Below are 23,932 nucleotides of genomic sequence, written 5' to 3' on the forward strand. Positions count from 1 at the left end.
GGCGCAGCCCTCAGCAGCAGGCGCCCGTGCCTCTGACCGACACGTTGACCGGGATGCCTCGGGCAGCACCAGGCGCGCAGCAAGCGGACTCGGCCTTGGCGGTGGACTTGGATTGACCGTAGACCGGCACCGCGCCGTCCAAGGTCTGGAAGTGTTCCCATGCGATCCCCTGCGGATCGGTGACCCAGTGCTTCTCGCTGCGCGCGTAGCAGCACACGGTCTCCCCCTCGTCGAGCAGGGTGCGGTCGGCGGCCTGGCCGCGCGCCTTCAGCTCGGCCAGTTCCGCGTCATCGTCAGCCTGAATGCCGAGATGGTCGATGCCTTTGCCGTGCCCGACCGTGGAGATCGCGAAGTTGACGCGTGGATCGTCGAGCATCCATTTCGCGTAGTCGGTCTCGACGCGCGCAGGCGGCGACGCAAACAGATTGGAATAGAAGGCGATGCTCTTGGCGAGGTCATCGACGTGCAGGTGGACGTGGAAGCGTTTCATGGGGTTCTCCTTCAGCATTCACAGGCAGTGGCGCTGGCAGGCAGGCAAGCCTCGCCCTGGCAGCAGTTCTCCGTGAGGTAGGCGAGCAGGCCGTTCATTTGCTCGAACACCGCGCGGTAGATCAGGTTGCGACCGTCACGCTCCTGGCTGACCAGCTTGGCGTGCGTCAGCTCCTTGAGATGGAACGAGAGGCTGGTCGATGGCACGCCAAGCTGCTCCGCCAATACGCCCGGCGTGAGTCCCGCAGGACCAGCTACGACAAGCGCCCGAAAAACCTGAAGGCGAACGGGCTGGGCCAGCGCGGCCAAGGCTTGAATGACGGCTTTTTCTTCCATATTTCAATAATAATTGAATATTGAAATTAATCAAGCCATCTTCCCTCACATGCGAGAAACTTGGCTACCCTTGCTTGACGAGGTTCAACGCTGGCAGCGGCCCGCCCGGGAACTGCTGCATCGCGCCGCCCGTAGCGAGCCCGCCCAAATCCACCACCGCAAAGCCCAGCGATTCGAAGAGCCTCACCACTTCGGCTTTGGCCTGCGCGTCGTCGCCCGACATGAAGAGCACACGGCGCCCGCCGTTCGTGCGCGGATCGGCCGCGAGCAGTGGCGGCGGTAGCGTGTTTGCGATCTTCACCACGCGCGCACCCGGCACGTGGTCGGCCACCACCTGGCTCGACGTGCGGCCGCCGAGTTCGGCGAGGCGAAAGCCTGGCATCTCGACCGGGTTCATGGTGTCGATCACGATGCGGCCGTCCAGTGGGGGCAGACCAGCAGTGGCGCTTCCCAAGTGCTGCCAGGGCACCGAGAGAACGAGCATGTCGGCCTGCGCCGCTTCGGCGCGCGTGCCGGCGCGGGTCTTGCCGCCGGTGCTGCGTACCGGGTCGGCGAGCGATTCGGGGCCTCGGCTGTTCGACAGCACGATGTCGTGGCCGGCGTTGGAGAACTGCTTGGCGAGCGCGAGGCCGATGCTGCCGGCGCCGATGAATCCGATCTTCATGGTGAAGCTCCTTGTGTGGATGAACGAGGGGGTCAGGCCGAATAGCCGCCGTCAACCGCGATGCTCGCGCCGGTCACGAAGCTCGCTGCGGGGCTGGCGAGCCAGGCCACCGCGTTGGCGATCTCGTCCACGTGTGCGTAGCGGCCCAGCGCGATGTAGGTGCGCGCCTGCTGCGCGAAGTCGCTGGTCGCGGGATTCATGTCGGTATCGGTCGGGCCGGGCATCACGTTGTTGACCGTGATGCCACGCGGGCCGAGGTCGCGAGCCAGCGCCTTGGTCAGACCGGCCACGGCGGCCTTGGTCATCACGTAGAGAGCCCCGCCGGCGTAAGGCACGTACTGGCTGTTGATGCTGCCGATGTTCACCACCCGGCCGCCCTCGCTCATGTGCTTGAGCGCTTCCTGCGTGGCAACGAACAGGCCCTTGAGGTTGACGTCCACCATGCGGTCGAAGTCGTCAAGGCCGATGTCCTGCACGGGCTTGCCGATAGCGATGGCGGCGTTGTTCACGAGGATGTCCAGGCGCCCGAAGGTAGCGACGGCCTGCGCCACCGCAGCACGCACTTCGTCGGGCCGGCTGGCATCGGCGGCGATGGCGAGCGCCTTGCCGCCCGCGGCTTCGATGGCGGCGACCACGGCTTGCGCCGGTTCGGGTGAGGCGACATAGGTGATGGCGACCGCTGCACCGTCGGCGGCCAGCCGGCGGGCGATGCCGGCGCCCATGCCGCGCGAGGCGCCGGTCACGAGAGCCACCTTGCCGGACAGCGGCAGCGTGGCGGTGGAAAGAGAAGAGACGGAAGAAGAAGAAGACGAGGAGGTCATGGTGTTTCCTTGGTGGAAGGGGTTGGACATGGCGCAATGGTCGGCCCGGGACTCATTTCGCGGTAGCCGGTAATGGTTGGAATCTTTTTCAAGCAATGCTTGAAAATAAGAGGCCATGGAAACACTCGCCAATCTCGAATCCTTCGTTCGCAGCGCCGAGTCGGGCAGCTTCTCCGAGGCGGCGCGCCGGCTGGGTCTGACGCCCGCAGCCGTGAGCCGCAACGTGGCGAGGCTTGAGGCCAACCTCGGCGTGCGGCTGTTTCAGCGCAGCACACGACGCCTCACCCTCACCGAGGCGGGCGAGCGCTTCTTGCAGTCGGTGTCGGGCGGACTGGAGGACATTCAGACCGCCATTGCGGGCGTCTCGACCGAGGCCGGGCAGCCGGCCGGCGTCCTCAAGGTGAGCATGGCGCCAGGCTTCGGCGTGGACTATGTGGTGCCGCTGCTGCCGGCATTCATGCAGCGCCACCCGGCCGTGCGCCCCGACTGGCATTTCGACAACCGGCACGTGGACCTGATCGCGGAGGGCTACGACGCGGCCATTGGCGGCGGTACCGAACTCACGCCCGGCGTCGTGGCGCGTGAATTGGCACGTGCGCACATCGTCGCGGTGGCGTCGCCGGCCTACATGGCGGGGCGCAAGGCACCACGCGAGCCGGCCGACCTCGCAGCACTCGACGGCATCGTGATGCGCTCGGTACACAGCGGCCGGCTGCGCGACCGCATGATGCGGGACCGTGCCGGCGCACAGGCTCCTGTCGAGCTGCAACCGCGTATCGTGCTCAGTGACCCAGACGCCTTATGTCGGGCAGCGCTGCTCGGCCTGGGCGTCGCATTGGTTGCGATGCCGCATGCGCTGCCACATCTAGAAAGCGGCGCGCTGCTGCGCGTGCTGCCACGCTGGTATGCCGACGGCGGGCCCATCTCGCTCTACTTCGCCGGAGGGCGGCTGCTGCCGGCCAAGACTCGGGCCTTCGTCGACTTCGTGGTCGAGTCCTTTGAGCGGGAGCGGCTGGCCGAGCGCTTCTTGGCAGTCTGAAAACGTCGTGAGTTGGGAAGGCGGCATCTTTGGCTCACGATCGCAGACTCGGTGCCCGCACTGATCGACTCGCAGCTGCTCGCCAGAACCAGCCAGCACTCAACCGCCGCTAACGGGGCGTTTAAGAGGGCTAGCTTTTGGCGCACAGACGGGGCTGCCGTACGCCGCCGACGGGTACTTGCGCAGCTTGTGGCAACAACGCCCCCCAAGAGCATCCTGACGGACCGTCATCGTCGTCTGGCCTGCATCGACCTCTGTAGCTTGCGCGGCATGGCTGCGTACCAGGCACGCGACATCGGCTGGCCGCTTACGCCGCACGCAAGCGCATGCCAAATGCTGTCGAGGGTGGCGCGTCACAAGACAACGGGTATCGTTTCACGGGACTCCTGCACAGACTTCACCCTGGCTTCACTTGCGCCACGCACACTGGCTCTCGACAGCGGTTCGGCGCTGGTAGAGGTAAGGAGAAGAAGGAAATTGCTCAGGGAAACGCCTCGATGCCGACCGCTGTCACTCTTCAATGGCCCCTTGGCCAAAGCAGGCGTGGATGAAAGCGGAATGATGCGGAGGCACCGTGTTGAGTGTTGGATTGCGCGCGACATCGCGTGCGCAGTCGGGGTAAGAAAGATAAGCAGCAGCGGCAGAATCTACTCATGACCACAAACCAAGAATGGACCGACGAGGCATTAAGTGCGATGGCGATTGAGTGGCGCAGGAAGGCGCTCGCGGGAGAGCTTCACGCTCGCGGGATAGCCCACGAACTCGAAACTGAATTGAGAAGGCGTGCCGGCGCGCCTTTCACCAACTACGACACCCTCGATATGCGGCCGCTTGAGATGAGGGCCGCGCGATCTCGTTGGTGGCGATTCTGGCAGGCACGCTGATGATCATTCACTTGCATCGTGCAACCCGAAGTCGAACGCCGCGGACCTAACCGGCGGTAATCAAAGTCACGGAAATTCCCAGTTATCGGCAGTTGCCATGCCCCGGCAACTGCCGACAACGATAGCGCGCAAGACCGGCAGCCCATCCCGTACCGCCGGTTGGCCGGCGGGCCATCCTCAACTCGCGAGAAGCCCGTGCATAAGTAGAGCGTCTAGCTCAAGCCTCCTCAAGCGGCTCAGACGGCTCACTCACCTGCGGATCAAACGAACCTGCGGAAGCAACACGTAAGAACTCGCGAAAATGCTCGACTTTCGTGGCGATCAAATAGTTTTCACTTGGCCAGCCCCAAACAATGCCAGTAACGACGGCAACGGACGGATGCCAAGGCCGGTTTTCATACAAACACTCCAATCTGCGAGTGTTCCAAACAAGTGTTCCGCTAAGGCCGGGCGGGGTTGCCCGACCCGCACCGCTAGTCGCGCTGGATTCGTCGATCTTCTGTGCGTTACCTGGGCTGTAGTAGACGGCAAAGTGGGTGTCTGGAGAAAATCTTTCGTCAGCCTCGGAATCATCCGAAAACAACCACTCTTGAGTAGGAGTTGCCTCACAAACGCTGAACACATGATCACCAATCGGCCTTACTCGCTCGCCTGGGTATCCCGCTATCCAGAGAATTTCGTGAGGAACGGTTGCATGCTTATCAGCGAACCGATCAAAGGCAACGGCGCCGGCACCGGATCCGTGCTTCTCCCAGGCTTCCGGAAGAATTTTGGCAATGCCGATGTCAATGGGTGCTCCAACACCAAGGTACTGGGTTGCAACCGGAATTGTTTCCTCAGAGCCAGAGAATCTTCCCAATAGCGGGATATTTTCGACTACGTGTTCATTGCTAACCAGCACCTTGATCCCGTTGACCTCCACAATCGTACTAGAGCCGTTCTCCAACCACTCCGGATTCTTGGAGCTGGGAAAGTACACCGGTACCAGGCTTGCATCGAGATGGTCAACGCCGTGTGCGCATTCGAGATCGCAGCTAGACGACGGTTGAGCGTGCTGGCCTTGACCTTGCCTGCGTAGGCTGCCAGATACCGCGCCACCATCGCTGGGGTAGCCGGCACCCTGCCACCCCAGTCCCTGAAATGCCGCAGATCGCCCTCGTAGGCGCGACGCGTACTGTCGGCTACGGCGTGTGCGACATAGTGTTCGAATTCGACTTGGGCTCTTGCTGGCCTGACTGCCCAAGATGGCTTGTGCGCGACGGCCGCGCGCCTTGATGAATCGCTGCGAACTCTTTTCATGATCTTGCTCGCTATGTGAATGCTGGGGGGGCTCTTGTGAAGGAGTAACGCCCGCAGATGCGGGCGTTGATTCGAAGTGCTGCGCCATGGCAAATGCCATGGACATCTTTCGCAGCGGCCTACCGATGGGCCGCCGTTGCTCGCGGCAGGCTCACCACTAGCGTCAGATACGCGGTTTGGTCACCCACTGCAGGTCGACTGCGCAGCCGGATGGTGAGGTGCAGCGCCCCCTCCCCCAGCGCCTCGCCCAAAGTTCGCCCCAGGCCGCGTACCGTGCGCACCGTGAGTTGGTATTCGGAGGGGGCCCACAGCACCAAGACCGCGCCCAGTGCCTGCTCAAGCCAGATTCCCCGGTCGCTCAGGTCCTCCAAGACAGCCACCATCGCTGCGTCCAACTGTGCGGGTTCGTCCAGTGGCTGCGTGAAGAGCTCGAACTGCACCTGGCCGAAGTCCAAGGTTTCGACGACATCCGAGTGATCCCAGGCCGGCCCCAGAATCGAGAGCCCCTCCAACACCGAGCGCTGTAGCCCCACGTAGAACCATTGCAAGGGCGTGAGCTCAGCGGCATCTGTTGGCCCTGCGACATCGATGCGCGCGTCGATCGAATCGCAGAGGATGCCGAGCATCGAGCCGTCGTGCGGCAAGGGGTGATTATTCGCACCGAGCACGATGCCGATGGCATGGGCGTCCCTTCCCCACATGCGCCAGACCAAGAGCATGGCTGCTTCGATTTCAGCGGATGTCATGTCAAAGCCAAAGGCCAAGCAGAGGATGCACGCGTTCTCGAGGTCGACTTGCTCGACCACATGAACCGCTTCGCCTGCATCGATCTCGATGTAACTCGGCTTTTGGTCCAGCAGATCTGCCAACGGCGTGTGCAGTGGTGTATTGATGTGACTGTGAAAGCGTTGAACCAAGCGCCGGCCCGAAGCACCGATGCCGATCAAGCGGACAGCACCGCTCGGCCCGCTGTCGGCGGGAGTGTGAAGAATATTCACGGAAATTACCTTCGATGCCACTCGCACAGGGCGGTGGCAGTGAAATGGAGACGGAAAAGCAAAAGCGCCGCACCAGCCTCTCGGCAAGCACGGCGCCTTCGCAAAGGGCTGTATCAGCGACGCGGGGTCGCTACGGCACTGGCCTCAGCACGCGCTGTCCAGGCCATCGGCCACGAAGTTCTTGGCGTCAGTGCGCGTCACGTCGCGCAGGCACACCGGCGTCTTGCTGCTGATCGCCTTATCAAGCAACGCGTAGTCCATACGGCGCATCATGCTGGCCTGCATCCAGACGACGTTGCCCTTGCCGGTGTGCAGGCACACGGCCTCCTCGCCGCAAGCCTCGTACTTGGTGATGAGCGACATGAGGCTCTCTGGACCGGAACTTGGGGCTGGGGCCTGCGGCTGCGGTGCCGCTACCGGCACGGCGCCCGTGCCTGCGGCCGCAGCCGCCTCCTCCTTCTTCGTCTGCGATACCAGCGCGGCCCAATTCTCCTTCTCTGCACCTGGCAGACAATCGACAGCCTCGCCCTTCTGGTTGCGGAACGTCGAGTAGCCCTTGACGCTAAAGATCAGCGGGTTCTGCGTCTTCTGCACGCCCACCAAGCACACTGCCTGGCCACTGCGCTGAGAGGCCAGTAGGGCCTCAGCGCCGCGCTCGTCCACCTTCTGTGCGTCGAGCTCATAGTGAACAATGGTATTGGCGTCCTGCACGTCGCGCGCCCGCATGCAATAGAGCTTGTTCTTGCTGCAGTAGTAAGGGTCGTTGTGGCCTGTCGAAAAGTCCAGAATCACCACCGCCTTGCGCCAGCTTCCGCTGGCCGAGAGTCGATCGATTTCGGCCTGCTTGGCCAACTGCACCTTGTCCTGTTCGGCTTGGCGCTTGAGCTGAACGTCGGTCAGCGCAGCGATGCGAAGGTACTGGAGGGAGCCGGTCACATCAACGTTGGTGCGGACGACAAAATTCTGACCGCCCTCCTCCTTCTGGATACGGTACGCGACGGACTTGCGCACCGGGTCGCTTGTCAGCGGCCCTTGGTTCCACTGCTGAAACACTGCGACGTCCGTTTGCTGCTGGACCAACTCCTTGCGAGGATCAGGCCCACCGAACGCAGCAGAGAGCGCGCCCAAGCTGCCCATCATGTTGACCATCGGACTCTGGATCGCGTTCATGTACTTGAACATGCTTGGGACTCGATCCTGCGGCGCCTGCACCCGATAGGTGACCTTACAGCTGCGGGTCTTGAGCTTGTCGTCGTAGGCGGTGACTTCGGGCGCATCGAGGCTGATGGTCGCGAGGTCCTTGCTTTTGATCTGAAGGTCCTTGAGACGGTCATCGTGGGCTTGGTGAAGCATCTCGAGCAGCGAACTCGTGACCTCGGTGTCGTTGCAGGGTGGAGCCTCCGGGGCACAGCCTACGAGCAATGCCGAGATCGAAGCGGTCAGCACCATCACAAGAGCGCGGCTTTTGCGCCGCACCCGCGCCTCGTTGATAGCCCGATATTTCGATCGCTCACTTGTTGTCAGCATAGAAGCCCCATAGGGAAAGGAGGTTGAAAAGGAAAGACACACTTTACGTTTGGTTTTCATTTAGTTTGCCAGAATCCGTCTCTCAACAAAACGGATAGTTTGTGTACTCTTAGTGTTGGAGCCTGAAGACTTGGGCGTATGCCCCGAGTCATTGCAAACAAGCCCCAGCCGCTGGACCCTGTGTCCAGCAAGGAGCTGGAGCACCTGCAGCAAGCTTTCGGGGAGCACTTGCGTGCGATGCGACATGACCGTCTCATCACCATCGAGCAACTCGCGGAGTTGGCCGGGCTGCACCCGAACTACGTTGGCTCGGTCGAGCGTGGGGAGCGCAACTTGTCGCTGTTCAACATCTGGCGCCTGGCCGGCGGACTCGATGTCTCGGTTGCGCAATTGGTAGAGGCACTGCCCAAGAGAGTGATCAAGCGCGCTCGCAAATCGAGCTAGTACTCCTCTGGAAGCAGCAAAGTCGTCACGCTCCGATCGGCTTCGGTGATCAGCCAGATTCGGTTGTCGTGCTCATCGATGTCCTGTGATGGTTGCGTCGGTACCGCCCCCTTTTCGCCCGCTACTTGCAGCGGCAGCCGATAGACCGACAGCACACGCCGGCCATGCTCGACCGCATCTTCATTCGTCTGCACATCTTCGGGGTCGATCTCGCCCCAGTCTCCGGTCACATGCTTGGCGAGTAGCGCGAAGGGATTGCTGTTGGTGGCGTGTATGAGCGCCAAGGCGCCCGGTGTTGCAACAACACGGCCCGGTGCGAAGCGCAATGAGGCATCTGGCGTGAGGAAGGCGCTTAGAAAGTCTTTCACTTGAAATCTCCATAGAAAAGAAACGCTCATGCGGCAGCCGCACCTGGCCCCAAGGGGCAAGGCGCAGCAGTCGAAAAAAGCGCGGGGGATGGAAACGAAAACGGCCGCCAAAACCAGCGTCAAAAAGCGCTGGCTTGGCGGCCATCAGGGGCTACAGGCGGCGGTGCGCCTGCATACGGGCAAGGTCTTGCCTGGCTTGCGCCGGCAGGTTTCTACCCGTGGGTATATTTTAGCATATTTGCGACAAAATGTGTCATTTTTGAGACTTTGGGCCCCCTCCCCAGGACGATTCGAGGGGTCAAAAGGAGGTCAAAAGCGCCTTTCAAACCGTGGTTGCCCGCTTTTTGGCCGGCTGCACCGGCAATGAGAGCCCAAGCGCCCTAAAGCCTCATGCGCAGGGCGGCAGCACGCACGCATGGCCCGCTGCAGTGTTCGGCCATACAGCGCACAACGGAGTGCAAAGCCATCCACTGGAGTGCAAAAATAAACGGGGGTATAAAAGGGGGTAAGCTACCCACTTTGCCCGCAAACCCGCATGAATAATGGGGCAGCGGCGGAGAGTGTGAGATTCGAACTCACGGACGCTTTCACGTCGGCAGTTTTCAAGACTGCTGGTTTAAACCACTCACCCAACTCTCCGGAACCGTTGATTTTATGCCGACGGCGCAGCCTTACTCGTCATCGGGCAGGAACAGGGTCTGCAGATCGCTCAGGAAGTCGAGTCCGCGCTCGGTGGGCCACACGCGGAACAGGTCGCGCGCGACGAGCCCCTTGCGTTCGGCCTCTTCCAGGCCGCGCTGGATCGACGTCATCGCCAGGCCCGTGCGCTCGCTGAACTGGGGCAGCGTGAAGCCCTGCTTCAGCCGCAGCGCGTTGAGCATGAACTCGAAAGGCAGGTCGGCCAGCGCCACTTCGTCGCTCTGCGACACGGCCATGCCGGCGCGCGCGTTCTCCATGTACAGGCGCGGTTCGCGATAGCGCACCTGCCGCACGATGCGGTGCGCAAAGCTCAGCTTGCTGTGCGCGCCGGCGCCAATGCCGAGGTAGTCGCCGAACTGCCAGTAGTTGAGGTTGTGCGCGCACTGGTGCCCGTCGCGCGCATAGGCCGAGACCTCGTAGCGCGACATGCCGCTCGCGCCCGTGCGCTCGGTGATGCGGTCGAGCATGGCGTAGGCGATGTCGTCCTCGGGCAGCGTGGGCGGGAACTTGGCGAACCAGGTGTTGGGCTCGATGGTGAGGTGGTAGATCGAGATGTGCGGCGGCGCCAGAGCCAAGGCCTGGGTCAGGTCGGCGTCGAGGCCTTCCATGGTCTGGCCCGGCAGGGCGTACATCAAATCGAGGTTGAAGGTGTCGAAGGCGCTTGCGGCCTCTTCCACCGCGGCGATGGCCTGGGCACGATCGTGCACGCGGCCCAGCGCCGTCAGGTGCTCGTCGTTGAAGCTCTGCACGCCCACCGACAGGCGCGTGACGCCGGCCGCGCGGTAAGCACGGAAGCGGTTGCGTTCGAAGGTGCCAGGGTTGGCTTCGAGCGTGATCTCGCACTCGGGCGCGAGCTTGAGGCGCGCGCGCACGTCGCCCAGCAGCCGGTCGATGGCTTGCGGCGAGAACAGGCTGGGCGTGCCGCCGCCGATGAAGATGGTGTGGACGGTGCGGCCCCAGATCAGCGGCAGCGCGGCGTCGAGGTCGGCGATCAGCGCGTCGATGTAGGCGGCTTCGGGAAGGCCGTCGATGTCGGCCTCGCTGGTGGCGCGCCACTCGTGCGAGTTGAAGTCGCAGTAGGGGCACTTGCGCAAGCACCACGGCAGGTGGATGTACAGCGACAGCGGCGGCAGTGCGGCGAGTTGCAGCGGGCCGGGGCGCATCCAGTGCAGCACGTCATTGGCCTGGGGGGCGCCGCCGGCTTGGGCGGGCTGGATCGGGAAGACGGTGGCCATGGGTCAGAACCAGCGCTCGCGCATCAGGGCGAGCATGGCCTGCGCAGCGCGGCCGCGGTGGCTGTGGGCGTTCTTCACGTCGGGCGGCAGCTGGGCGAAGGTCTTGCCGAAGGTCGGCAGGTACATGACGGGGTCGAAGCCGAAGCCGTTGTCGCCGATGGGTGCGGGCGCGATCTCGCCGACCACGCGGCCAACGGCAATGAGCGGCTCGGGATCGTCGTGGCGGCGCAGCGCGACCAGCGTGCTGACGAGCGCGGCGCGGCGGTTGACCACGCCGTCGAGCTGTTCGAGCAGCGCCTTCACGTTGTTGGCGTCGCCCTTGGCGTAGCCGAACTGCGTGGCGTAGTAGGCGGTGTCGACCCCCGGCAGGCCGCCGAAGGCGTCGACGCACAGGCCGGCGTCGTCGGCGATGGCCGGCAGGCCGGTGGCGGCGCTGGCGTGGCGCGCCTTGGTGAGCGCGTTCTCGACGAAGGTGCGGAAGGGTTCTTCAGCCTCGCCCACGCCGAGTGCCGACTGCGGCACCAGGGTGACGGACAGCTCGGCAAACAGCTGTTGGAGTTCGGCGAGCTTGCCCGCGTTGTTGGAAGCCAGAACCAGTTTCATGGAAAGTCAAAGATGGCTGTGATGCCCAGCGAATGGGCGCCAGTGGCTGTGGGTTGGGGTCGTCGTTCAGTTCGAAAGCAGGGCCTGCTGCTGCAGGCTCACGAGTTCGCCGATGCCCTTCTCGGCCAGGCCGAGCAGGAGGTTCATTTCTTCGCGCGTGAAGGCCACGCCTTCGGCCGTGCCCTGCACTTCGACGAAGTGGCCGGCGCCGGTCATGACGACGTTCATGTCGGTGTCGCAGGCCGAGTCTTCGGTGTACTCGAGGTCGAGCAGCGGCGTGCCGTCGACGATGCCCACCGAGATGGCAGCCACGTGGCCCTTGATGGGCGAGGTCTTGAGCGCGCCGGAGGCCAGCAGCTTGTCGACGGCGTCCTGTGCGGCCACGAAGGCGCCGGTGATGGCCGCGGTGCGCGTGCCGCCGTCGGCCTGCAGCACGTCGCAGTCGAGGTGGATGGTGCGTTCACCCAGAGCGGCAAGGTCGAACACGGCGCGCATCGAGCGGCCGATGAGGCGCTGGATTTCCTGCGTTCGGCCGGTCTGCTTGCCCTTGGCGGCTTCGCGGCTGCTGCGGGTGTGGGTGGCACGCGGCAGCATGCCGTATTCGGCCGTGACCCAGCCTTCGCCGCTGCCCTTCTTGTGCGGCGGCACTTTTTCTTCGACCGAGGCGGTGCACAGCACGCGGGTCTGGCCGAACTCGATGAGCACGGAGCCTTCGGCGTGGATGGTGAAGCCGCGGGTGATGCGCACGGGGCGCAGCTGGTCGGCGGCGCGGCCGCCGCTTCGTGTGAAAGCAGTCATGTGTCTGGAGGAAACCGAAAAAGAAAAAGAAAAACCGCGAGACCCGATCGAGAGATCAGGTCTTGCGGGCGGCTGAGCGGCGGATGGCTTCGTTGATCTCGGCGATGGAGCGCTCGATGGCGTCTTCGTCGAGGTCGTCGATCTCGCTGTCGGACGGCATGCCGGCCTGGATGGTCGAGGCGAACACGCCGTCGTCGATGGTTTCGGTGGACACGCCGCGGTCGTCGCCGGGCGTCTCGGGCATTTCCCACTCGAGCGCGATCAGCGTCACGTTGTCGCTGTGGGCACCGCCCTTGCGCAGCGCCATCTCGGCGAGGTCGGGCGCGGCGTCGGACACGGGCTTGCCGGACGAGAGGGTGTGCACGATGACGGCGTCGTCGAGCACGCCCCAGACGCCGTCGGAGCACAGCATAAGGCGGTCGCCGCGCTGCAGCGGCAGCGGCGCCGACACGTCGAACAGCGGCGTGGTGGGCGAGCCGAGGCAGGTCAGCAGCAGGTTGCGGTTGACGGGCGCGTCGGTGGCACCGTGGGGCTTGGGGCGCTCGGCATGCGAGTGGTCGCGCGTGCGGGTCAGCAGGCGGCCGTCGCGCACGACGTACAGGCGCGAGTCGCCGCAGTGCAGCCAGGTGGCGGTGGCGTTCTGCAGCACGGCCGCGACGACGGTGGTGCGGGGCGTGTCGAGCATCGCCTTGTGGCTCGCGTACCGCATGATCTGCTGGTGCGCCGACATGGCCGACTCGGCCAGGAAGGCTTTCACGTCCTTCACGGTGGGGCGGGCCTCGCGCTGGTACAGCGCGGCGATGGTCTGCAGTGCCAGCTGGGCCGCCACTTCGCCTTCGGGGTGGCCGCCCATGCCGTCGGCGAGCACGAACAGACCCGACTCCCGCGTGTAGCAGTAACCCATGCGGTCTTCGTTCTTGAGACGGCCGCCCTTGCGGCTGACCTGGAACACGGAGAACTTCATGTCGATCAGGCCGGTCGGGTGGTGGGCGCGGCGGCGCGCGGCAGGCTCTTCTTGTCGAAGGAGCGGATGTTGTCGATCGACAGGCGCACCTTTTCGCCGACCGTGAGCTTGGTGTAGCGGCGCTCGCCTTCGCGGCTGAGTTCCTTTTGCAACGCGAACACCGACTGCGGGCGCGAAAGCGGGTCGAGCGACATGCACCACTCGACCACCTCGATGAGGTTGTCGGAGTACACGCCGCGCAGGCGCGAGAGCGACAGGCTCAGGCGGTCTTTCTCGATGCGCCGGGGTGCGTCGTTGGGCGGATAGCCCTGCATGCAGGCGTAGATGCAGGCGCCGATGGCGTAGATGTCGGTCCAGGGGCCCATCGACGAATCGCGCCGGTACATCTCGGGCGCGGCGAAGCCGGGCGTGTACATGGGGCGGATGAAGATGCCCTCCTTGCTGAGCACTTCGCGCGCGGCGCCGAAGTCGATCAGCACGGCGCGGTCGTCGTCGGTGACGAAGATGTTGGCGGGCTTGATGTCCAGGTGCAGCATCTTGTACTGGTGGACGATGCGCAGGCCGCGCAGGATTTCGTCGAACAGCGAACGGATGGTCGATTCGCGGAACACCTTCTGCCGCTTCAGGTCGCGCGCCGTGACCACAAAATCCTGCAGGGTCGCGCCCTCCAGGTAGTTCATGACCATGTAGACGGTCTCGTTTTCGCGGAAGAAATTGAGCACGCTGACCACAGAGGCATGCGAAATCTGCGCGAGCGAGCGGCCTTCTTCGAAGAAGCTCTTGAGCCCCAGTCGGTACAGCGACAGCTTCTCGGGCGGCACCTGCGGCGCCAGCTCGCCGGGGCCCCGCGTGGCGAGCGACGAAGGCAGGTATTCCTTGACGGCCACCTGCTGGCCATTCGGGTCGATGGCGAGGTAGACCACGCCGAAACCGCCCGCGGAAAGCCGGCGAACAACGCGATATCCGCCAATGACCGTATCGGGCAACAGGGGCGTAGGCTTGACCTTTGACATAATCCGGGAGTTTCGCCCGAAGGCGATGGTGCGGCAAGCGAACGCTGTACCGACGCCTCGGTGCTTGCAAGCAAAACCACAGTGAGGCGCAATGCCAGTTTACAGCATGACCGGCTATGCCAGCGGCCAGAACGGCCCCGCAGGCAGCCACTCCGAAGCCGATGCACGGCCCTCCGCCGCGGGCCGGCTCGGGGTCGAAATCCGCTCGGTCAACAGCCGCTTTCTCGACCTCACCTTCAAGCTCCCCGAGGAGCTGCGCCAGCATGAGACCGCGCTGCGCGAGCTGCTCACGGGCAAGCTCAAGCGCGGCAAGGTCGAGGTGCGCGCGGCCATCGAGAACACGTCCCAGGCGGGCGTGGTCGAGCCCTCCGTCAAGCTGCTTCAGCGCCTGAACGGCGTGCAGGACGGCATCCGCGCCTGGCTGCCCGGCGCCCGCGAGCTCAGCGTGGCCGACGTGCTGCGCCTGGCCGGCGGCGACGGCGCCACCCGCGGCGACTGGGGCCCCGACCTGCTCGACGTGGCAGGCAAGGCCCTGGAGGCCCTGATCTCCGCCCGCCAGCGCGAAGGCGCCCGGCTGGCCAAGATGCTCGAAGCGCACCTGGCGCAGCTGCGCACACTGGTGCTGCAGGCTGGCCCGCTGGTGCCGCAGCTGGTCGAACAGCAGCGCACCCGCTTCCTGGAACGCTGGCAGGAGGCCATGGGCCTGACCGCCGGCACGGGCGGCACGCTGCCCGAAGCCGCCCAGGACCGCGCCCTGACCGAAGCCACCGCCTTCGCGATCCGCATCGACGTGGCGGAAGAGCTCACGCGGCTGAATTCGCACCTCGACGAGATCGAGCGGCTGCTCAAGAAGGGCGGCGAGATCGGCAAGCGGCTGGATTTCCTGATCCAGGAACTGCACCGCGAAGCCAACACCCTGGGCTCCAAGTCGGCAGCCTTGGAACTCACGCGCATCGGCGTGGACATGAAGGTCCTCATCGAACAGATGCGCGAGCAGGTGCAGAACATCGAATGACGACGAGCCCACCCATGGACTACCCCGGCAATATCTTCGTGGTCGCCGCGCCCAGCGGCGCCGGCAAATCGAGCCTGGTCAAGGCGCTCATGGAGCTCGACTCGGCCGTTCAGCCCTCGGTCTCCCACACCACGCGCCCCCCGCGCGGGCAGGAAAAGCACGGCCGGGAGTACTTTTTCGCCTCCCCGAGCGAGTTCGACGCCCTCATCGCGGCCGACGGCTTCGTCGAATGGGCCCATGTGCACGGCCATCGCTACGGCACGTCGAAGAAGGCGGTCGAGGAGCGGGTGGCCCTGGGCACCGACGTGATCCTCGAAATCGACTTCCAGGGCGCTCTGCAGATCCGCAAGACCTTTGCCAACGCGGTCATGATCTTCATCCTCCCGCCCAGCTGGGAAGAGCTGCGCTCCCGCCTGGAGCGGCGCGGCGAAGACAGCGCGGCGGTGATCGAACTGCGCCTGAAGAACGCGGCCGAAGAGATGGCCCAGGCCGGAAAATTCGATTTCGTTATAATCAACGAGTTATTTGAGCGCGCACTTTTCGATCTCAAGGCGATCGTCCACGCGCAGAGGCTCCGGTATTCCGCACAGCGCAGAGCACGTGCCGATACGTTCGCCGCACTGAACATCCCTTGAAATCCCCGCTCACCGACCGAAAGAATTCATCATGGCCCGCATCACCGTCGAAGATTGTCTCGTTCAGATCCCGAACCGTTTCCAGCTCGTTCTCGCCGCCACGTACCGTGCGCGCATGCTGAGCCAAGGCCACGCACCCAAGATCGAGAGCAAGAACAAGCCCGCCGTCACGGCCCTGCGCGAAATCGCCGAAGGCAAGATTGGCATCGAGATGCTCAAGAAAGTGCCGGGCTGATCTTCTGACGCAGCCCTGCAACGAAAAGGCACCGCATTGCGGTGCTTTTTTTACGTCTGGACGCGTCCACAGAGCGGTCACGCTAAAGTGGTAGCCATGAGCGCGGTCGCCAAACCTCCGTCCCCCACGCCGAAACCGAGTCCGGCGGCGCTGAACGCGGCCGCCGCGAGTTTTGCCGCGCTGACGGCCCGCCTCGACTACCTCAGCCCCGAAGACACCGAGCTGGTTCGCCGGGCCTACCGCTTCGCCGACGAGGCCCACCTCGGGCAGTTGCGCAACAGCGGCGAGCCGTACATCACCCACCCCATCGCCGTGGCCGCGCAGTGCGCCGAGTGGAAGCTCGACGCGCAGGCGCTCATGGCCGCGCTGCTGCACGACGCCATCGAAGACTGCGGGGTCACCAAGCCGGAACTCATCGAGCGCTTCGGCGCCCCGGTTGCCGAGCTGGTCGACGGGCTCACCAAGCTGGACAAGCTGCAGTTCAACACGCGCGAAGAAAACCAGGCCGAGTCCTTCCGCAAGATGCTGCTGGCCATGGCGCGCGATGTGCGCGTCATCCTGGTCAAGCTGGCCGACCGCACGCACAACATGCGCACGCTGGCCGATGCGCCGCGCGAAAAGTGGGCCCGCATCTCGCGTGAAACGCTCGAGATCTACGCGCCCATCGCGCACCGGCTGGGCCTGAACCAGACCTACCGCGAACTGCAGGACCTGTCGTTCCGCCACCTCAAGCCCTGGCGCTACGCCACGCTGGCCAAGGCTGTCGCCAAGGCGCGCGGACGACGACGCGACCTGATCCAGAAGGTGCAGAAAGAGGTCGAGACGGCCTTCTCCGCCGCCGGCATGACGCTGCGCATCGCGGGCCGCGAGAAAACGCTCTATTCCATCTACCGCAAGATGGAGGAAAAACACCTGAGCTTCGCGCAGGTCACCGACATCTACGGCTTCCGGCTCATCGTGCCGAACGTGATCGCCTGCTACACCGGCCTGGGCATCCTGCACCAGATGTACAAGCCGCTGCCGGGCAAGTTCAAGGACCACATCGCGATCGCCAAGCTCAATGGCTACCAGTCGCTGCACACCACGCTGGTGGGCCCGGCCGGCGTGAGCGTGGAGTTCCAGCTGCGCACCGAGGCCATGCACGTCGTGGCCGAATCGGGCGTCGCCGCGCACTGGCTCTACAAGGCTGCCGAGCCCAATGCCGCGAGCAACGACCGGCTGGGCACCAAGTGGCTGCAGTCGCTGCTCGACATCCAGGACGAGACGCGCGACGCCGCCGAGTTCTGGGACCACGTCAAGGTCGACCTGTTCCCCGACGCCGTCTACGTCTTCACGCCCAAGAGCCAGATCATGGCGCTGCCGCGTGGCGCCACGGTGGTCGACTTCGCGTACGCCATTCACAGCAACATCGGCGACCACACCTCGGCCGCGCGCATCAACGGCGACCAGGTGCCGCTGCGCACCGAGCTGAAGAACGGCGACGTGGTCGAGGTGATCACCGCGCCCGTGTCCACGCCCAACCCCGCGTGGCTGGGCTTCGTGCGCACCGGCCGGGCACGCTCCAAGATTCGCCACTACCTGAAGACGCTGGCGCATGCCGAGTCCGAAGGCCTGGGCGAGAAGCTGCTGGCGCAGGCACTGCGCGCCGAAGGCCTGGGCAAGCTGCCCGAGGAAGACGACGAACACCAGGCGCTGTGGGAGAAGCTGCTGCGCTTCACCGGCAACCGCACTCGCGCCGAGCTGCTGACCGACATCGGCCTGGGCAAGCGGATCGCGAGCATCGTCGCCAAGCGGCTCATGGCGCTGCTGGCCGAGATCGGCGAGCGCCCCGACGCCCTCCTCCTGAGCCGCGAGCGCTTCACCTCGCACGAGGCCGTGTCGCAAGGCGCGGTGACGCTCGACGGCAGCGAGAACTCTTCCGTGCGCTTCGCGCAGTGCTGCCGCCCCATTCCCGGTGACCAGATCGTCGGGTACCTCGGGCACGGCGAGGGGCTGGTGGTGCACACCGACGACTGCGGCGTGGGCCAGCGCCTGCGCAACAAGGACAGCGAACGCTTCTTCGCGGTCGAATGGGCCGACGAGCCCACACGCGCCTTCGAGACCGGCGTGGTCATCACCGTGCGCAACGACAAGGGCGTGCTGGCCCGCGTGGCGGCCACCCTGGCCGATGCCGAAGCCGACATCACGCACGTGGAGATGGCCGACGAGACCCCGCAGGACTCGACCGACCTGCGCTTCGTGATCGCGGTGCGCGACCGCACGCACCTCGATGCCGTGCTGCGCGCCGCGCGCCGGACCGCGTCGGTGCTGACCGCGGCGCGAACGATTCCTGCGCCCTGACCTTCTTCGTCAGTTCGTCGGCGTGCGCGGCGCCGGATAGCTCACCGACAGGATCTCCACCTCGTGCGCCCCGCCGGGCGTCACAAGCTTCACCACGTCGCCTTCGCGCGCCTTGAGCAGCGCCCGTGCGATGGGAGAAATCCAGCTGACCTCCGACTTGGCGCTCTCGGCCTCGTCGATGCCGAGGATGGTGACGCTGCGCTCCTCGCCGGTCTCGTCGGCATAGCGAACCGTGGCACCGAAGAAGACCTGGTCGCGGCCATGATGCATCGACGGGTCGGTGATCTCCGCGATCTCGAGCCGCTTGCCGAGGAAACGGATGCGCCGGTCGATCTCGCGCAGGCGCTTCTTGCCGTAGAGGTAGTCGCCGTTCTCGGAGCGGTCGCCGTTCTTCGCGGCCCAGTGCACGGCCTCGACGACCTTGGGGCGCTCCTCGTCCATCAGCTGCAGCAGTTCGTCGCGCAGGCGCGCGTAGCCCTCGGGCGTGATGTAGTTCTTGCTGCCCGCCGGCAGCGCGGGTGCGGCGCCGCCTGCGCCGTCATCGTCGTCGTCCGCATCGGCGTCCGACTCCTTGGTGAATGCCTTGTTCAATGCAGAGCCCTTCAAATCGGAAATACTGGGCGCCCTTGCCGCGCCGTCCAAGCCGGTGAGTTTGCCGCAACCGCAATGCCCAAGAGACAGGAGCCCCCGTGATCGCCACCAGACACTTCTCTCGCCGCTGCAGCACCTCGGCAAAGCTTCATTTTGGCGTTCTCGCGGCCCTTGCTGGCGTGCTGTTCGCCCTTCCCTTCAGCACCCACGCCAGGACTCAGACCTGCTTCGTCGTGAGCATCCACAGCGGCGATACCTTGACCGCCCGATGCGGCGACGCGGCCAGTGCCAATGCGTGGCGTCGCGTGCGCCTGCAGGGCATCGAGGCGCCAAAGTCCGGGCAGCCCTTCGCAGAGCAAGCTCGGCAGAAGATGCACGACATGGTTCGCCTGAAGCCGGCAGACGTCGACTGCGACGATCCCACATCCCACGCTCGCGAACGCGTCTGCCGCGTGACGGTGACGCCGGATTCAGCCCCCAATGGCCCGAGGACGCTCGACGCAGGCTTGGCACTGCTGACCGTCGGATTGGCACGCTGGCAGCCCGCGCAGGCGCAGCGCCTGTCGCCCCAGGAGCGCGGGCAGTACGAATTTGCGGAGGAAGAAGCGAAGGCCAAGCGGGCCGGCCTCTGGAAGGACGCACGACCGCCGCGTCCCTGATGCGGGCACGGTGCAATGACCGGCCAAAGAAAAAGGGTTAGCTCGAAAAACGAGCTAACCCTTGAAGAGTGGTGCGGCTGGCAGGAATTGAACCCACGACCCCTTGGTTCGTAGCCAAGTACTCTATCCAACTGAGCTACAGCCGCACAGCTTTCGATTATAGCGTGTTTTTTCGCCCGCCCCAACCTTTGTGATCGAAAGCTGAAAATACGGACGACGGCCACCCGCAATGGGGCTTGTTGCAACGCATCCGACCCATGCCGTTCCAAAGAGGCCCTTCCGACCCGGTACACTCCGCCCCGCCCGGAATAAGCCTGGGCCGCCGTAGGCAACACGGCGCCATACCATCCAAGGAATACTGAATGAACCGCATCGAACTGGTCGAGAAGATCGCCACCACCCACAACCTGAGCAAGGCCGAGGCCGCACGCGTCCTCGAAACGATCACCAGCAGCGTCGTCGCTGCCGTGAAGAAGGGCGATTCGGTCCAGCTGGTCGGCTTCGGTACTTTCAAGCAAGTCGCACGCGCCGCACGCTCGGGCTTCAACCCCCAGGCCGGTACCAAGATCAAGATCGCCGCCACCAAGGTGCCGAAGTTCGTCGCCGGCGCTGCCTTCAAGGCCGCCATCGACCCCAAGGCCGCCAAGCGCAAGGCTGAAAAGGCCGCTGCTGCACCCGCTGCCAAGAAGGCCGCCGCTCCGAAGAAAGCAGCCGTCACCAAAGCTGCTGTCACGAAGGCAGTCGTCGCCAAGGCTCCCGCCAAGAAGGCCGTCGCCAAGAAGAAGTAAGACGCATGGTGCGACGCTGCACAGGCCCGGCCTGGCAGTTGTCCGTATCGACGTCAAAAAGCCGCCCTCGGGCGGCTTTTTTGTGGGCGCCTGCCGCGCAGCGAATGCGGGCAGCGAAACCCTCTGTGCGAGGGGCCCCAAACGAAAATAGCCTGGAAGAGAAACTCTTCCAGGCTATTCGAGAGATGGTGCGGCTGGCAGGAATTGAACCCACGACCCCTTGGTTCGTAGCCAAGTACTCTATCCAACTGAGCTACAGCCGCGCAGCCTTGAATTCTACCCCGCCGAAAGCGCTGTTCCGGCGAGGCCTTCAAAAAAGCTTCACGACCTTGTGATGCGACGGCCTCAGGCCACCTGTTCGCCGCCCTCCTGCGCCTTGCGCCCCATCAGCCTTGCGGCCACGCGCTTCACCAGCAGGTAGAACAGCGGCACGAAGAAGATGCCCAGTGCTGTCGCCGCAAGCACGCCGCCGAACACGCCGGTGCCGATCGCGACCTGGCTGCCCGAGCCCGCGCCGGTGGCCACCGCCAGCGGGATCACGCCCGCCAGGAAGGCCAGCGAGGTCATCAGGATCGGCCGCAGCCGCAGGCGCGCGCCTTCGGCCACCGCTTCGAGCAGCGGCACGCCACGGCGCAGCGCCGCCTCCGCGAACTCGATGATCAGGATCGCGTTCTTGGCCGACAGGCCGATGGTCGCGAGCAGGCCGACCTGGAAGTAGATGTCGTTCGACAGCCCGCGCAGCGCTGCCGCGATCACCGCGCCGAGCACGCCCAGCGGAATCACCAGCATCACCGACACCGGCACCGACCAGCTCTCGTACAGCGCCGCCAGGCACAGGAACACCACGAGGATCGACAGCGCGAACAGCAGCGGCGCCTGCCCGCCCGACAGCCGCTCCTGGTACGACAGGCCGCTCCAGGCCTGGCCCGTGCCGCTCTGCTTCTTCGCGAGGGTCTCGATGGCCGCCATGGCCGTGCCCGAGCTCGTGCCCTGCGCGGCCGCGCCCTGGATCTGCACCGCGGGCAGGCCGTTGTAGCGCTCCAGCTGCGAGGCGCCCTGCGACCAGCGCGTGGTGGCAAAGGCCGAGAACGGCGTCATCGCGCCCGTGCTGCCGCGCACGAACCACTGGCCGATGTCGTCCGGCGCCGAGCGGTACGGTGCGTCGGCCTGCACGTACACGCGCTTCACGCGGCCGCGGTCGATGAAGTCGTTGACGTAGCTGCCGCCCCAGGCAATGCCCAGCGTGGTGTTCACGTCGTCCAGCGACAGCCGCAGCGCCGAGGCCTTCAGCTGGTCGATGTCGACCTGCAACTGCGGCGTGCCCGCCACGCTGTTGGCGCGCACCGACTGCAGGCGCGGGTCCTTGTTGGCCTCGCGCACCAGCTTTTCGCGCGCCTGCAACAGCCGCTCGGCGCCCATGCCCGAGATGTCCTGCAGCCAGAACTCGAAGCCGTTCGACTCACCCAGCCCCTCGATGGGCGGCGGCACCATGCCGAAGACCTCGGCGTCGCGCTGCTGCTTGGCCAGCGCCTTGCCGGCACGCTCGACGATGGCGTGCGCGCGCTTGTCGGCACTGGCGCGCTCGGACCAGTCCTTCAGCGAGACAAACGTCATGCCCATGTTCTGCCCCGAGCCGCTGTAGCTCCAGCCGGTGAGCGTGAAGATGGTGTCGGTCGTGTCCTTCTCGGTCTCGAGAAAATGCTTTTCGATGGTGCGGTTCACTTCGTCGGTACGGCCCGAGGTGGCGCCGGCCGGCAGCGTCGCGATCACCATCACGCTGCCCTGGTCCTCTTCCGGCAGGAAGCCGCCGGGCAGGCTCAGGTACAGCAGGCCCATGCCGGCCACGATGGCGACATACACCGCCGTGAAGCGCAGCGGCTTGCGCAGGATGCGGCCCAGCACGCCCACATAGCGGCCCTGCGCGGCGTCGAAGCGGCGATTGAACGCGCCCAGGAAGCCGCGCGTGCGCGGCGGCACGCCGGCCTTCAGGAAGCGCGCGCACAGCGCCGGGATGAGCACGATGGCCACCACCACCGACAGCACCATCGACGCGATGATGGTCACCGAGAACTGCCGGTAGATCACGCCCACCGAGCCGCCGAAGAAGGCCATGGGCAGGAACACCGCCGACACCACCACCGCGATGCCGACCAGCGCGCCGGTGATCTCCTTCATCGACTTGATCGTGGCCGCCTTCGCATCGAGCCCCTCTTCGTGCATGACGCGCTCGACGTTCTCCACCACCACGATCGCGTCGTCCACCAGCAGGCCGATGGCCAGCACCATGCCGAACAGCGTGAGCACGTTGATCGAATAGCCGAAGGCCGCCAGCACGCCGAAGGTGCCCAGCAGCACCACCGGCACGGTGATCGCGGGGATCACCGTGGCGCGCCAGTTCTGCAGGAAGAGGAACATCACGACCACCACCAGCGCGATGGCCTCCAGCAGCGTCCGGATGACCGACTGGATCGAGATCTTGACAAAGCGCGTCGTGTCTTCCGCGTAGGCCACGCGCAGGCCCGCGGGCAGCGAGCGTTCGAGCTCGGCGATGCGCGCCTTCACCGCGCGGGCCGTGGTCAGCGCGTTGGCGCCGGGCGCCAGCATCACAGCCGAGCCCGCGGCCGGGTGGCCGTTCAGGCGCGTGGTCTCGGCGTACGACTCGCTGCCGATTTCCACCCGCGCCACGTCGCCCAGCCGCACCACGGCACCGTCGGCCTGCGTCTTGAGCACGATGGCCTTGAACTGGTCGGGCGTCTGCAGCCGCGACATCGCGGTGACGGTGGCGTTCAGGTGCTGCGTCGGCGCCGACGGCCGCGCGCCGATCTCGCCCACCGACACCTGCGTGTTCTGCGCGGTGATGGCGGCCGTGACGTCGGACGGCATCAGCTGGTAGCTCGCCAGCCGGTGCGGGTCGAGCCAGATGCGCATGGCGTACGCCGCGCCGAAGGCCTGCACCGAACCCACGCCGTCGACGCGGCTGATCGGGTCGCGCAGGTTGCTGGCCATCCAGTCGGCGATGTCGGTGTCGGTGCGCTGGCCGGTCTCGTCGTAGAGCGCCACGATCAGCAGGAAGTTGTTCTGCGACTTGGCAACCGTCACGCCCTGCTGCTGCACCGCCTGCGGCAGCCGGCTGGTGGCCTGGCTGACCTTGTTCTGCACCTGCACCTGTGCGGTGTCGGGGCCGATGCCCTGGCGGAAAGTGACGTTGATCTCGGCCCAGCCGGCGGCGCTGCTGGTCGACTTGAAGTACATCAGGCCGTCGATGCCCTTGAGCTGCTGCTCGAGCACCTGCGTGACGCTGTTTTCCACCGCCTGCGCCGAGGCGCCGGGGTAGTTGGCCGACACGACCACGGTCGGTGGCGCGATGTCCGGGTACTGCGACACCGGCAACGTGCGAATGGCCACGCCGCCCGCCAGCATGATGAGGATGGCAATGACCCAGGCGAAGACGGGCCGCTGGATGAAGAAATGAGCGATCACGGGAGGTT

Annotated in this window: 26 protein-coding genes and 3 tRNA genes; 10 read left to right on the plus strand and 19 right to left on the minus strand. The window is 65.2% G+C overall.

All coding sequences use genetic code 11. The features are described from left to right. Positions 1 to 10: 10 nt before the first annotated feature. The 4 genes from AC1RL8_RS16285 to AC1RL8_RS16300 form a co-directional block, all read right to left on the minus strand. Positions 11 to 490, minus strand: coding sequence for an ArsI/CadI family heavy metal resistance metalloenzyme (locus AC1RL8_RS16285; protein WP_159270761.1), 480 nt, complete (start codon positions 488 to 490; stop codon positions 11 to 13). A gap of 11 nt (positions 491 to 501) precedes the next feature. Further along, on the minus strand, positions 502 to 825 hold the full coding sequence (locus tag AC1RL8_RS16290; RefSeq protein ID WP_159270760.1) for an ArsR/SmtB family transcription factor: 324 nt from the start codon (positions 823 to 825) through the stop codon (positions 502 to 504). Positions 826 to 889: 64 nt separating this feature from the next. Next, complete coding sequence (locus tag AC1RL8_RS16295; RefSeq protein WP_159270759.1) at positions 890 to 1,489, minus strand: NADPH-dependent F420 reductase; 600 nt, start codon at positions 1,487 to 1,489, stop codon at positions 890 to 892. A gap of 32 nt (positions 1,490 to 1,521) precedes the next feature. Continuing rightward, positions 1,522 to 2,310, minus strand: coding sequence for a 3-oxoacyl-ACP reductase family protein (locus AC1RL8_RS16300; protein WP_159270758.1), 789 nt, complete (start codon positions 2,308 to 2,310; stop codon positions 1,522 to 1,524). Positions 2,311 to 2,425: 115 nt separating this feature from the next. On the opposite strand from AC1RL8_RS16300, the gene AC1RL8_RS16305 reads away from it, so the two are divergent. Continuing rightward, a complete protein-coding gene (locus AC1RL8_RS16305; protein WP_492684783.1) occupies positions 2,426 to 3,349 on the plus strand; it encodes a LysR family transcriptional regulator in 924 nt (307 codons plus the stop codon). Between the two features lie 653 nt (positions 3,350 to 4,002). Continuing rightward, complete coding sequence (locus AC1RL8_RS16310; RefSeq protein ID WP_492684784.1) at positions 4,003 to 4,233, plus strand: hypothetical protein; 231 nt, start codon at positions 4,003 to 4,005, stop codon at positions 4,231 to 4,233. A 217-nt stretch (positions 4,234 to 4,450) separates the two neighbouring features. Here AC1RL8_RS16310 and AC1RL8_RS16315 read toward each other — a convergent pair whose 3' ends face one another. From AC1RL8_RS16315 to AC1RL8_RS16330, 4 genes are all read right to left on the minus strand, one after another. After that, a complete protein-coding gene (locus AC1RL8_RS16315; RefSeq protein ID WP_492684883.1) occupies positions 4,451 to 5,212 on the minus strand; it encodes a hypothetical protein in 762 nt (253 codons plus the stop codon). Continuing rightward, the gene (locus AC1RL8_RS16320; RefSeq protein ID WP_492684785.1) at positions 5,110 to 5,532 is read right to left on the minus strand and encodes a site-specific integrase; all 423 of its coding nucleotides are present in this window, start codon (positions 5,530 to 5,532) and stop codon (positions 5,110 to 5,112) included. The genes AC1RL8_RS16315 and AC1RL8_RS16320 overlap by 103 nt, the downstream gene beginning before the upstream one ends. A 119-nt stretch (positions 5,533 to 5,651) precedes the next feature. Beyond that, on the minus strand, positions 5,652 to 6,530 hold the full coding sequence (locus AC1RL8_RS16325) for a hypothetical protein (RefSeq protein ID WP_492684786.1): 879 nt from the start codon (positions 6,528 to 6,530) through the stop codon (positions 5,652 to 5,654). A gap of 144 nt (positions 6,531 to 6,674) precedes the next feature. Continuing rightward, a complete protein-coding gene (locus tag AC1RL8_RS16330; RefSeq protein ID WP_492684787.1) occupies positions 6,675 to 8,117 on the minus strand; it encodes a hypothetical protein in 1,443 nt (480 codons plus the stop codon). 120 nt (positions 8,118 to 8,237) lie between these two features. On the opposite strand from AC1RL8_RS16330, the gene AC1RL8_RS16335 reads away from it, so the two are divergent. Beyond that, on the plus strand, positions 8,238 to 8,501 hold the full coding sequence (locus tag AC1RL8_RS16335) for a helix-turn-helix domain-containing protein (RefSeq protein WP_493196565.1): 264 nt from the start codon (positions 8,238 to 8,240) through the stop codon (positions 8,499 to 8,501). On the opposite strand, the gene AC1RL8_RS16340 is transcribed toward AC1RL8_RS16335, so the two are convergent. Further along, complete coding sequence (locus tag AC1RL8_RS16340) at positions 8,498 to 8,899, minus strand: type I restriction endonuclease subunit M (protein ID WP_492684789.1); 402 nt, start codon at positions 8,897 to 8,899, stop codon at positions 8,498 to 8,500. The genes AC1RL8_RS16335 and AC1RL8_RS16340 overlap by 4 nt on opposite strands. Between AC1RL8_RS16340 and AC1RL8_RS16345 the strand changes: the two genes are divergently transcribed. Beyond that, positions 8,898 to 9,236 carry a hypothetical protein gene (locus AC1RL8_RS16345; protein WP_492684790.1) on the plus strand — a complete coding sequence of 113 codons (339 nt, stop codon included), beginning with the start codon at positions 8,898 to 8,900 and terminating at the stop codon, positions 9,234 to 9,236. The two genes, AC1RL8_RS16340 and AC1RL8_RS16345, sit on opposite strands and share 2 nt — an antisense overlap. A 187-nt stretch (positions 9,237 to 9,423) precedes the next feature. Here the strand turns inward: AC1RL8_RS16345 and AC1RL8_RS16350 are convergent. The 6 genes from AC1RL8_RS16350 to AC1RL8_RS16375 all read right to left on the minus strand — a co-directional run bounded on the left by AC1RL8_RS16350 (position 9,424) and on the right by AC1RL8_RS16375 (position 14,181). Continuing rightward, positions 9,424 to 9,508 (minus strand) — tRNA-Ser (locus tag AC1RL8_RS16350). A gap of 32 nt (positions 9,509 to 9,540) precedes the next feature. Further along, positions 9,541 to 10,803 carry a radical SAM family heme chaperone HemW gene (gene hemW, locus AC1RL8_RS16355; RefSeq protein WP_062476321.1) on the minus strand — a complete coding sequence of 421 codons (1,263 nt, stop codon included), beginning with the start codon at positions 10,801 to 10,803 and terminating at the stop codon, positions 9,541 to 9,543. 3 nt (positions 10,804 to 10,806) lie between these two features. After that, complete coding sequence (locus AC1RL8_RS16360) at positions 10,807 to 11,406, minus strand: non-canonical purine NTP pyrophosphatase (RefSeq protein ID WP_153282271.1); 600 nt, start codon at positions 11,404 to 11,406, stop codon at positions 10,807 to 10,809. 66 nt (positions 11,407 to 11,472) lie between these two features. After that, positions 11,473 to 12,204 carry a ribonuclease PH gene (rph, locus tag AC1RL8_RS16365; RefSeq protein ID WP_062476315.1) on the minus strand — a complete coding sequence of 244 codons (732 nt, stop codon included), beginning with the start codon at positions 12,202 to 12,204 and terminating at the stop codon, positions 11,473 to 11,475. 55 nt (positions 12,205 to 12,259) lie between these two features. Beyond that, positions 12,260 to 13,168 carry a PP2C family protein-serine/threonine phosphatase gene (locus AC1RL8_RS16370; protein ID WP_062476311.1) on the minus strand — a complete coding sequence of 303 codons (909 nt, stop codon included), beginning with the start codon at positions 13,166 to 13,168 and terminating at the stop codon, positions 12,260 to 12,262. Positions 13,169 to 13,173: 5 nt separating this feature from the next. Next, positions 13,174 to 14,181 carry a serine/threonine protein kinase gene (locus AC1RL8_RS16375; protein ID WP_056573330.1) on the minus strand — a complete coding sequence of 336 codons (1,008 nt, stop codon included), beginning with the start codon at positions 14,179 to 14,181 and terminating at the stop codon, positions 13,174 to 13,176. A 91-nt stretch (positions 14,182 to 14,272) separates the two neighbouring features. On the opposite strand from AC1RL8_RS16375, the gene AC1RL8_RS16380 reads away from it, so the two are divergent. The 4 genes from AC1RL8_RS16380 (at position 14,273) to AC1RL8_RS16395 (ending at position 18,406) form a co-directional block, all read left to right on the plus strand. After that, positions 14,273 to 15,196: a YicC/YloC family endoribonuclease gene (locus AC1RL8_RS16380; RefSeq protein ID WP_492684791.1), complete on the plus strand. Its 924-nt coding sequence runs from the start codon at positions 14,273 to 14,275 to the stop codon at positions 15,194 to 15,196. A 14-nt stretch (positions 15,197 to 15,210) separates the two neighbouring features. Then, a complete protein-coding gene (gene gmk, locus AC1RL8_RS16385; protein ID WP_062476362.1) occupies positions 15,211 to 15,831 on the plus strand; it encodes a guanylate kinase in 621 nt (206 codons plus the stop codon). Positions 15,832 to 15,862: 31 nt separating this feature from the next. Further along, positions 15,863 to 16,066 carry a DNA-directed RNA polymerase subunit omega gene (gene rpoZ / locus AC1RL8_RS16390; protein ID WP_013543330.1) on the plus strand — a complete coding sequence of 68 codons (204 nt, stop codon included), beginning with the start codon at positions 15,863 to 15,865 and terminating at the stop codon, positions 16,064 to 16,066. Between the two features lie 96 nt (positions 16,067 to 16,162). Then, positions 16,163 to 18,406, plus strand: coding sequence for a RelA/SpoT family protein (locus AC1RL8_RS16395; protein ID WP_095746649.1), 2,244 nt, complete (start codon positions 16,163 to 16,165; stop codon positions 18,404 to 18,406). Positions 18,407 to 18,415: 9 nt separating this feature from the next. On the opposite strand, the gene greB is transcribed toward AC1RL8_RS16395, so the two are convergent. Continuing rightward, positions 18,416 to 18,997, minus strand: a complete 582-nt coding sequence (greB, locus tag AC1RL8_RS16400; RefSeq protein WP_492684792.1) for a transcription elongation factor GreB — start codon at positions 18,995 to 18,997, stop codon at positions 18,416 to 18,418. Positions 18,998 to 19,095: 98 nt separating this feature from the next. Here greB and AC1RL8_RS16405 point away from each other — a divergent pair, with 98 nt between their 5' ends. Then, positions 19,096 to 19,656: a thermonuclease family protein gene (locus AC1RL8_RS16405; RefSeq protein WP_492684793.1), complete on the plus strand. Its 561-nt coding sequence runs from the start codon at positions 19,096 to 19,098 to the stop codon at positions 19,654 to 19,656. Positions 19,657 to 19,725: 69 nt separating this feature from the next. Here AC1RL8_RS16405 and AC1RL8_RS16410 read toward each other — a convergent pair. After that, positions 19,726 to 19,802, minus strand: a tRNA-Arg gene (locus tag AC1RL8_RS16410). Between the two features lie 216 nt (positions 19,803 to 20,018). On the opposite strand from AC1RL8_RS16410, the gene AC1RL8_RS16415 reads away from it, so the two are divergent. Continuing rightward, positions 20,019 to 20,444 carry an HU family DNA-binding protein gene (locus AC1RL8_RS16415; RefSeq protein ID WP_062476298.1) on the plus strand — a complete coding sequence of 142 codons (426 nt, stop codon included), beginning with the start codon at positions 20,019 to 20,021 and terminating at the stop codon, positions 20,442 to 20,444. Positions 20,445 to 20,630: 186 nt separating this feature from the next. On the opposite strand, the gene AC1RL8_RS16420 is transcribed toward AC1RL8_RS16415, so the two are convergent. Together AC1RL8_RS16420 and AC1RL8_RS16425 are read right to left on the minus strand one after the other, a co-directional pair. Further along, positions 20,631 to 20,707 (minus strand) — tRNA-Arg (locus tag AC1RL8_RS16420). Between the two features lie 82 nt (positions 20,708 to 20,789). After that, positions 20,790 to 23,924, minus strand: coding sequence for an efflux RND transporter permease subunit (locus AC1RL8_RS16425; protein ID WP_492684794.1), 3,135 nt, complete (start codon positions 23,922 to 23,924; stop codon positions 20,790 to 20,792). Positions 23,925 to 23,932 lie beyond the last annotated feature (8 nt).

The organism is Variovorax sp. GW822-FHT04E09 (assembly GCF_058800845.1).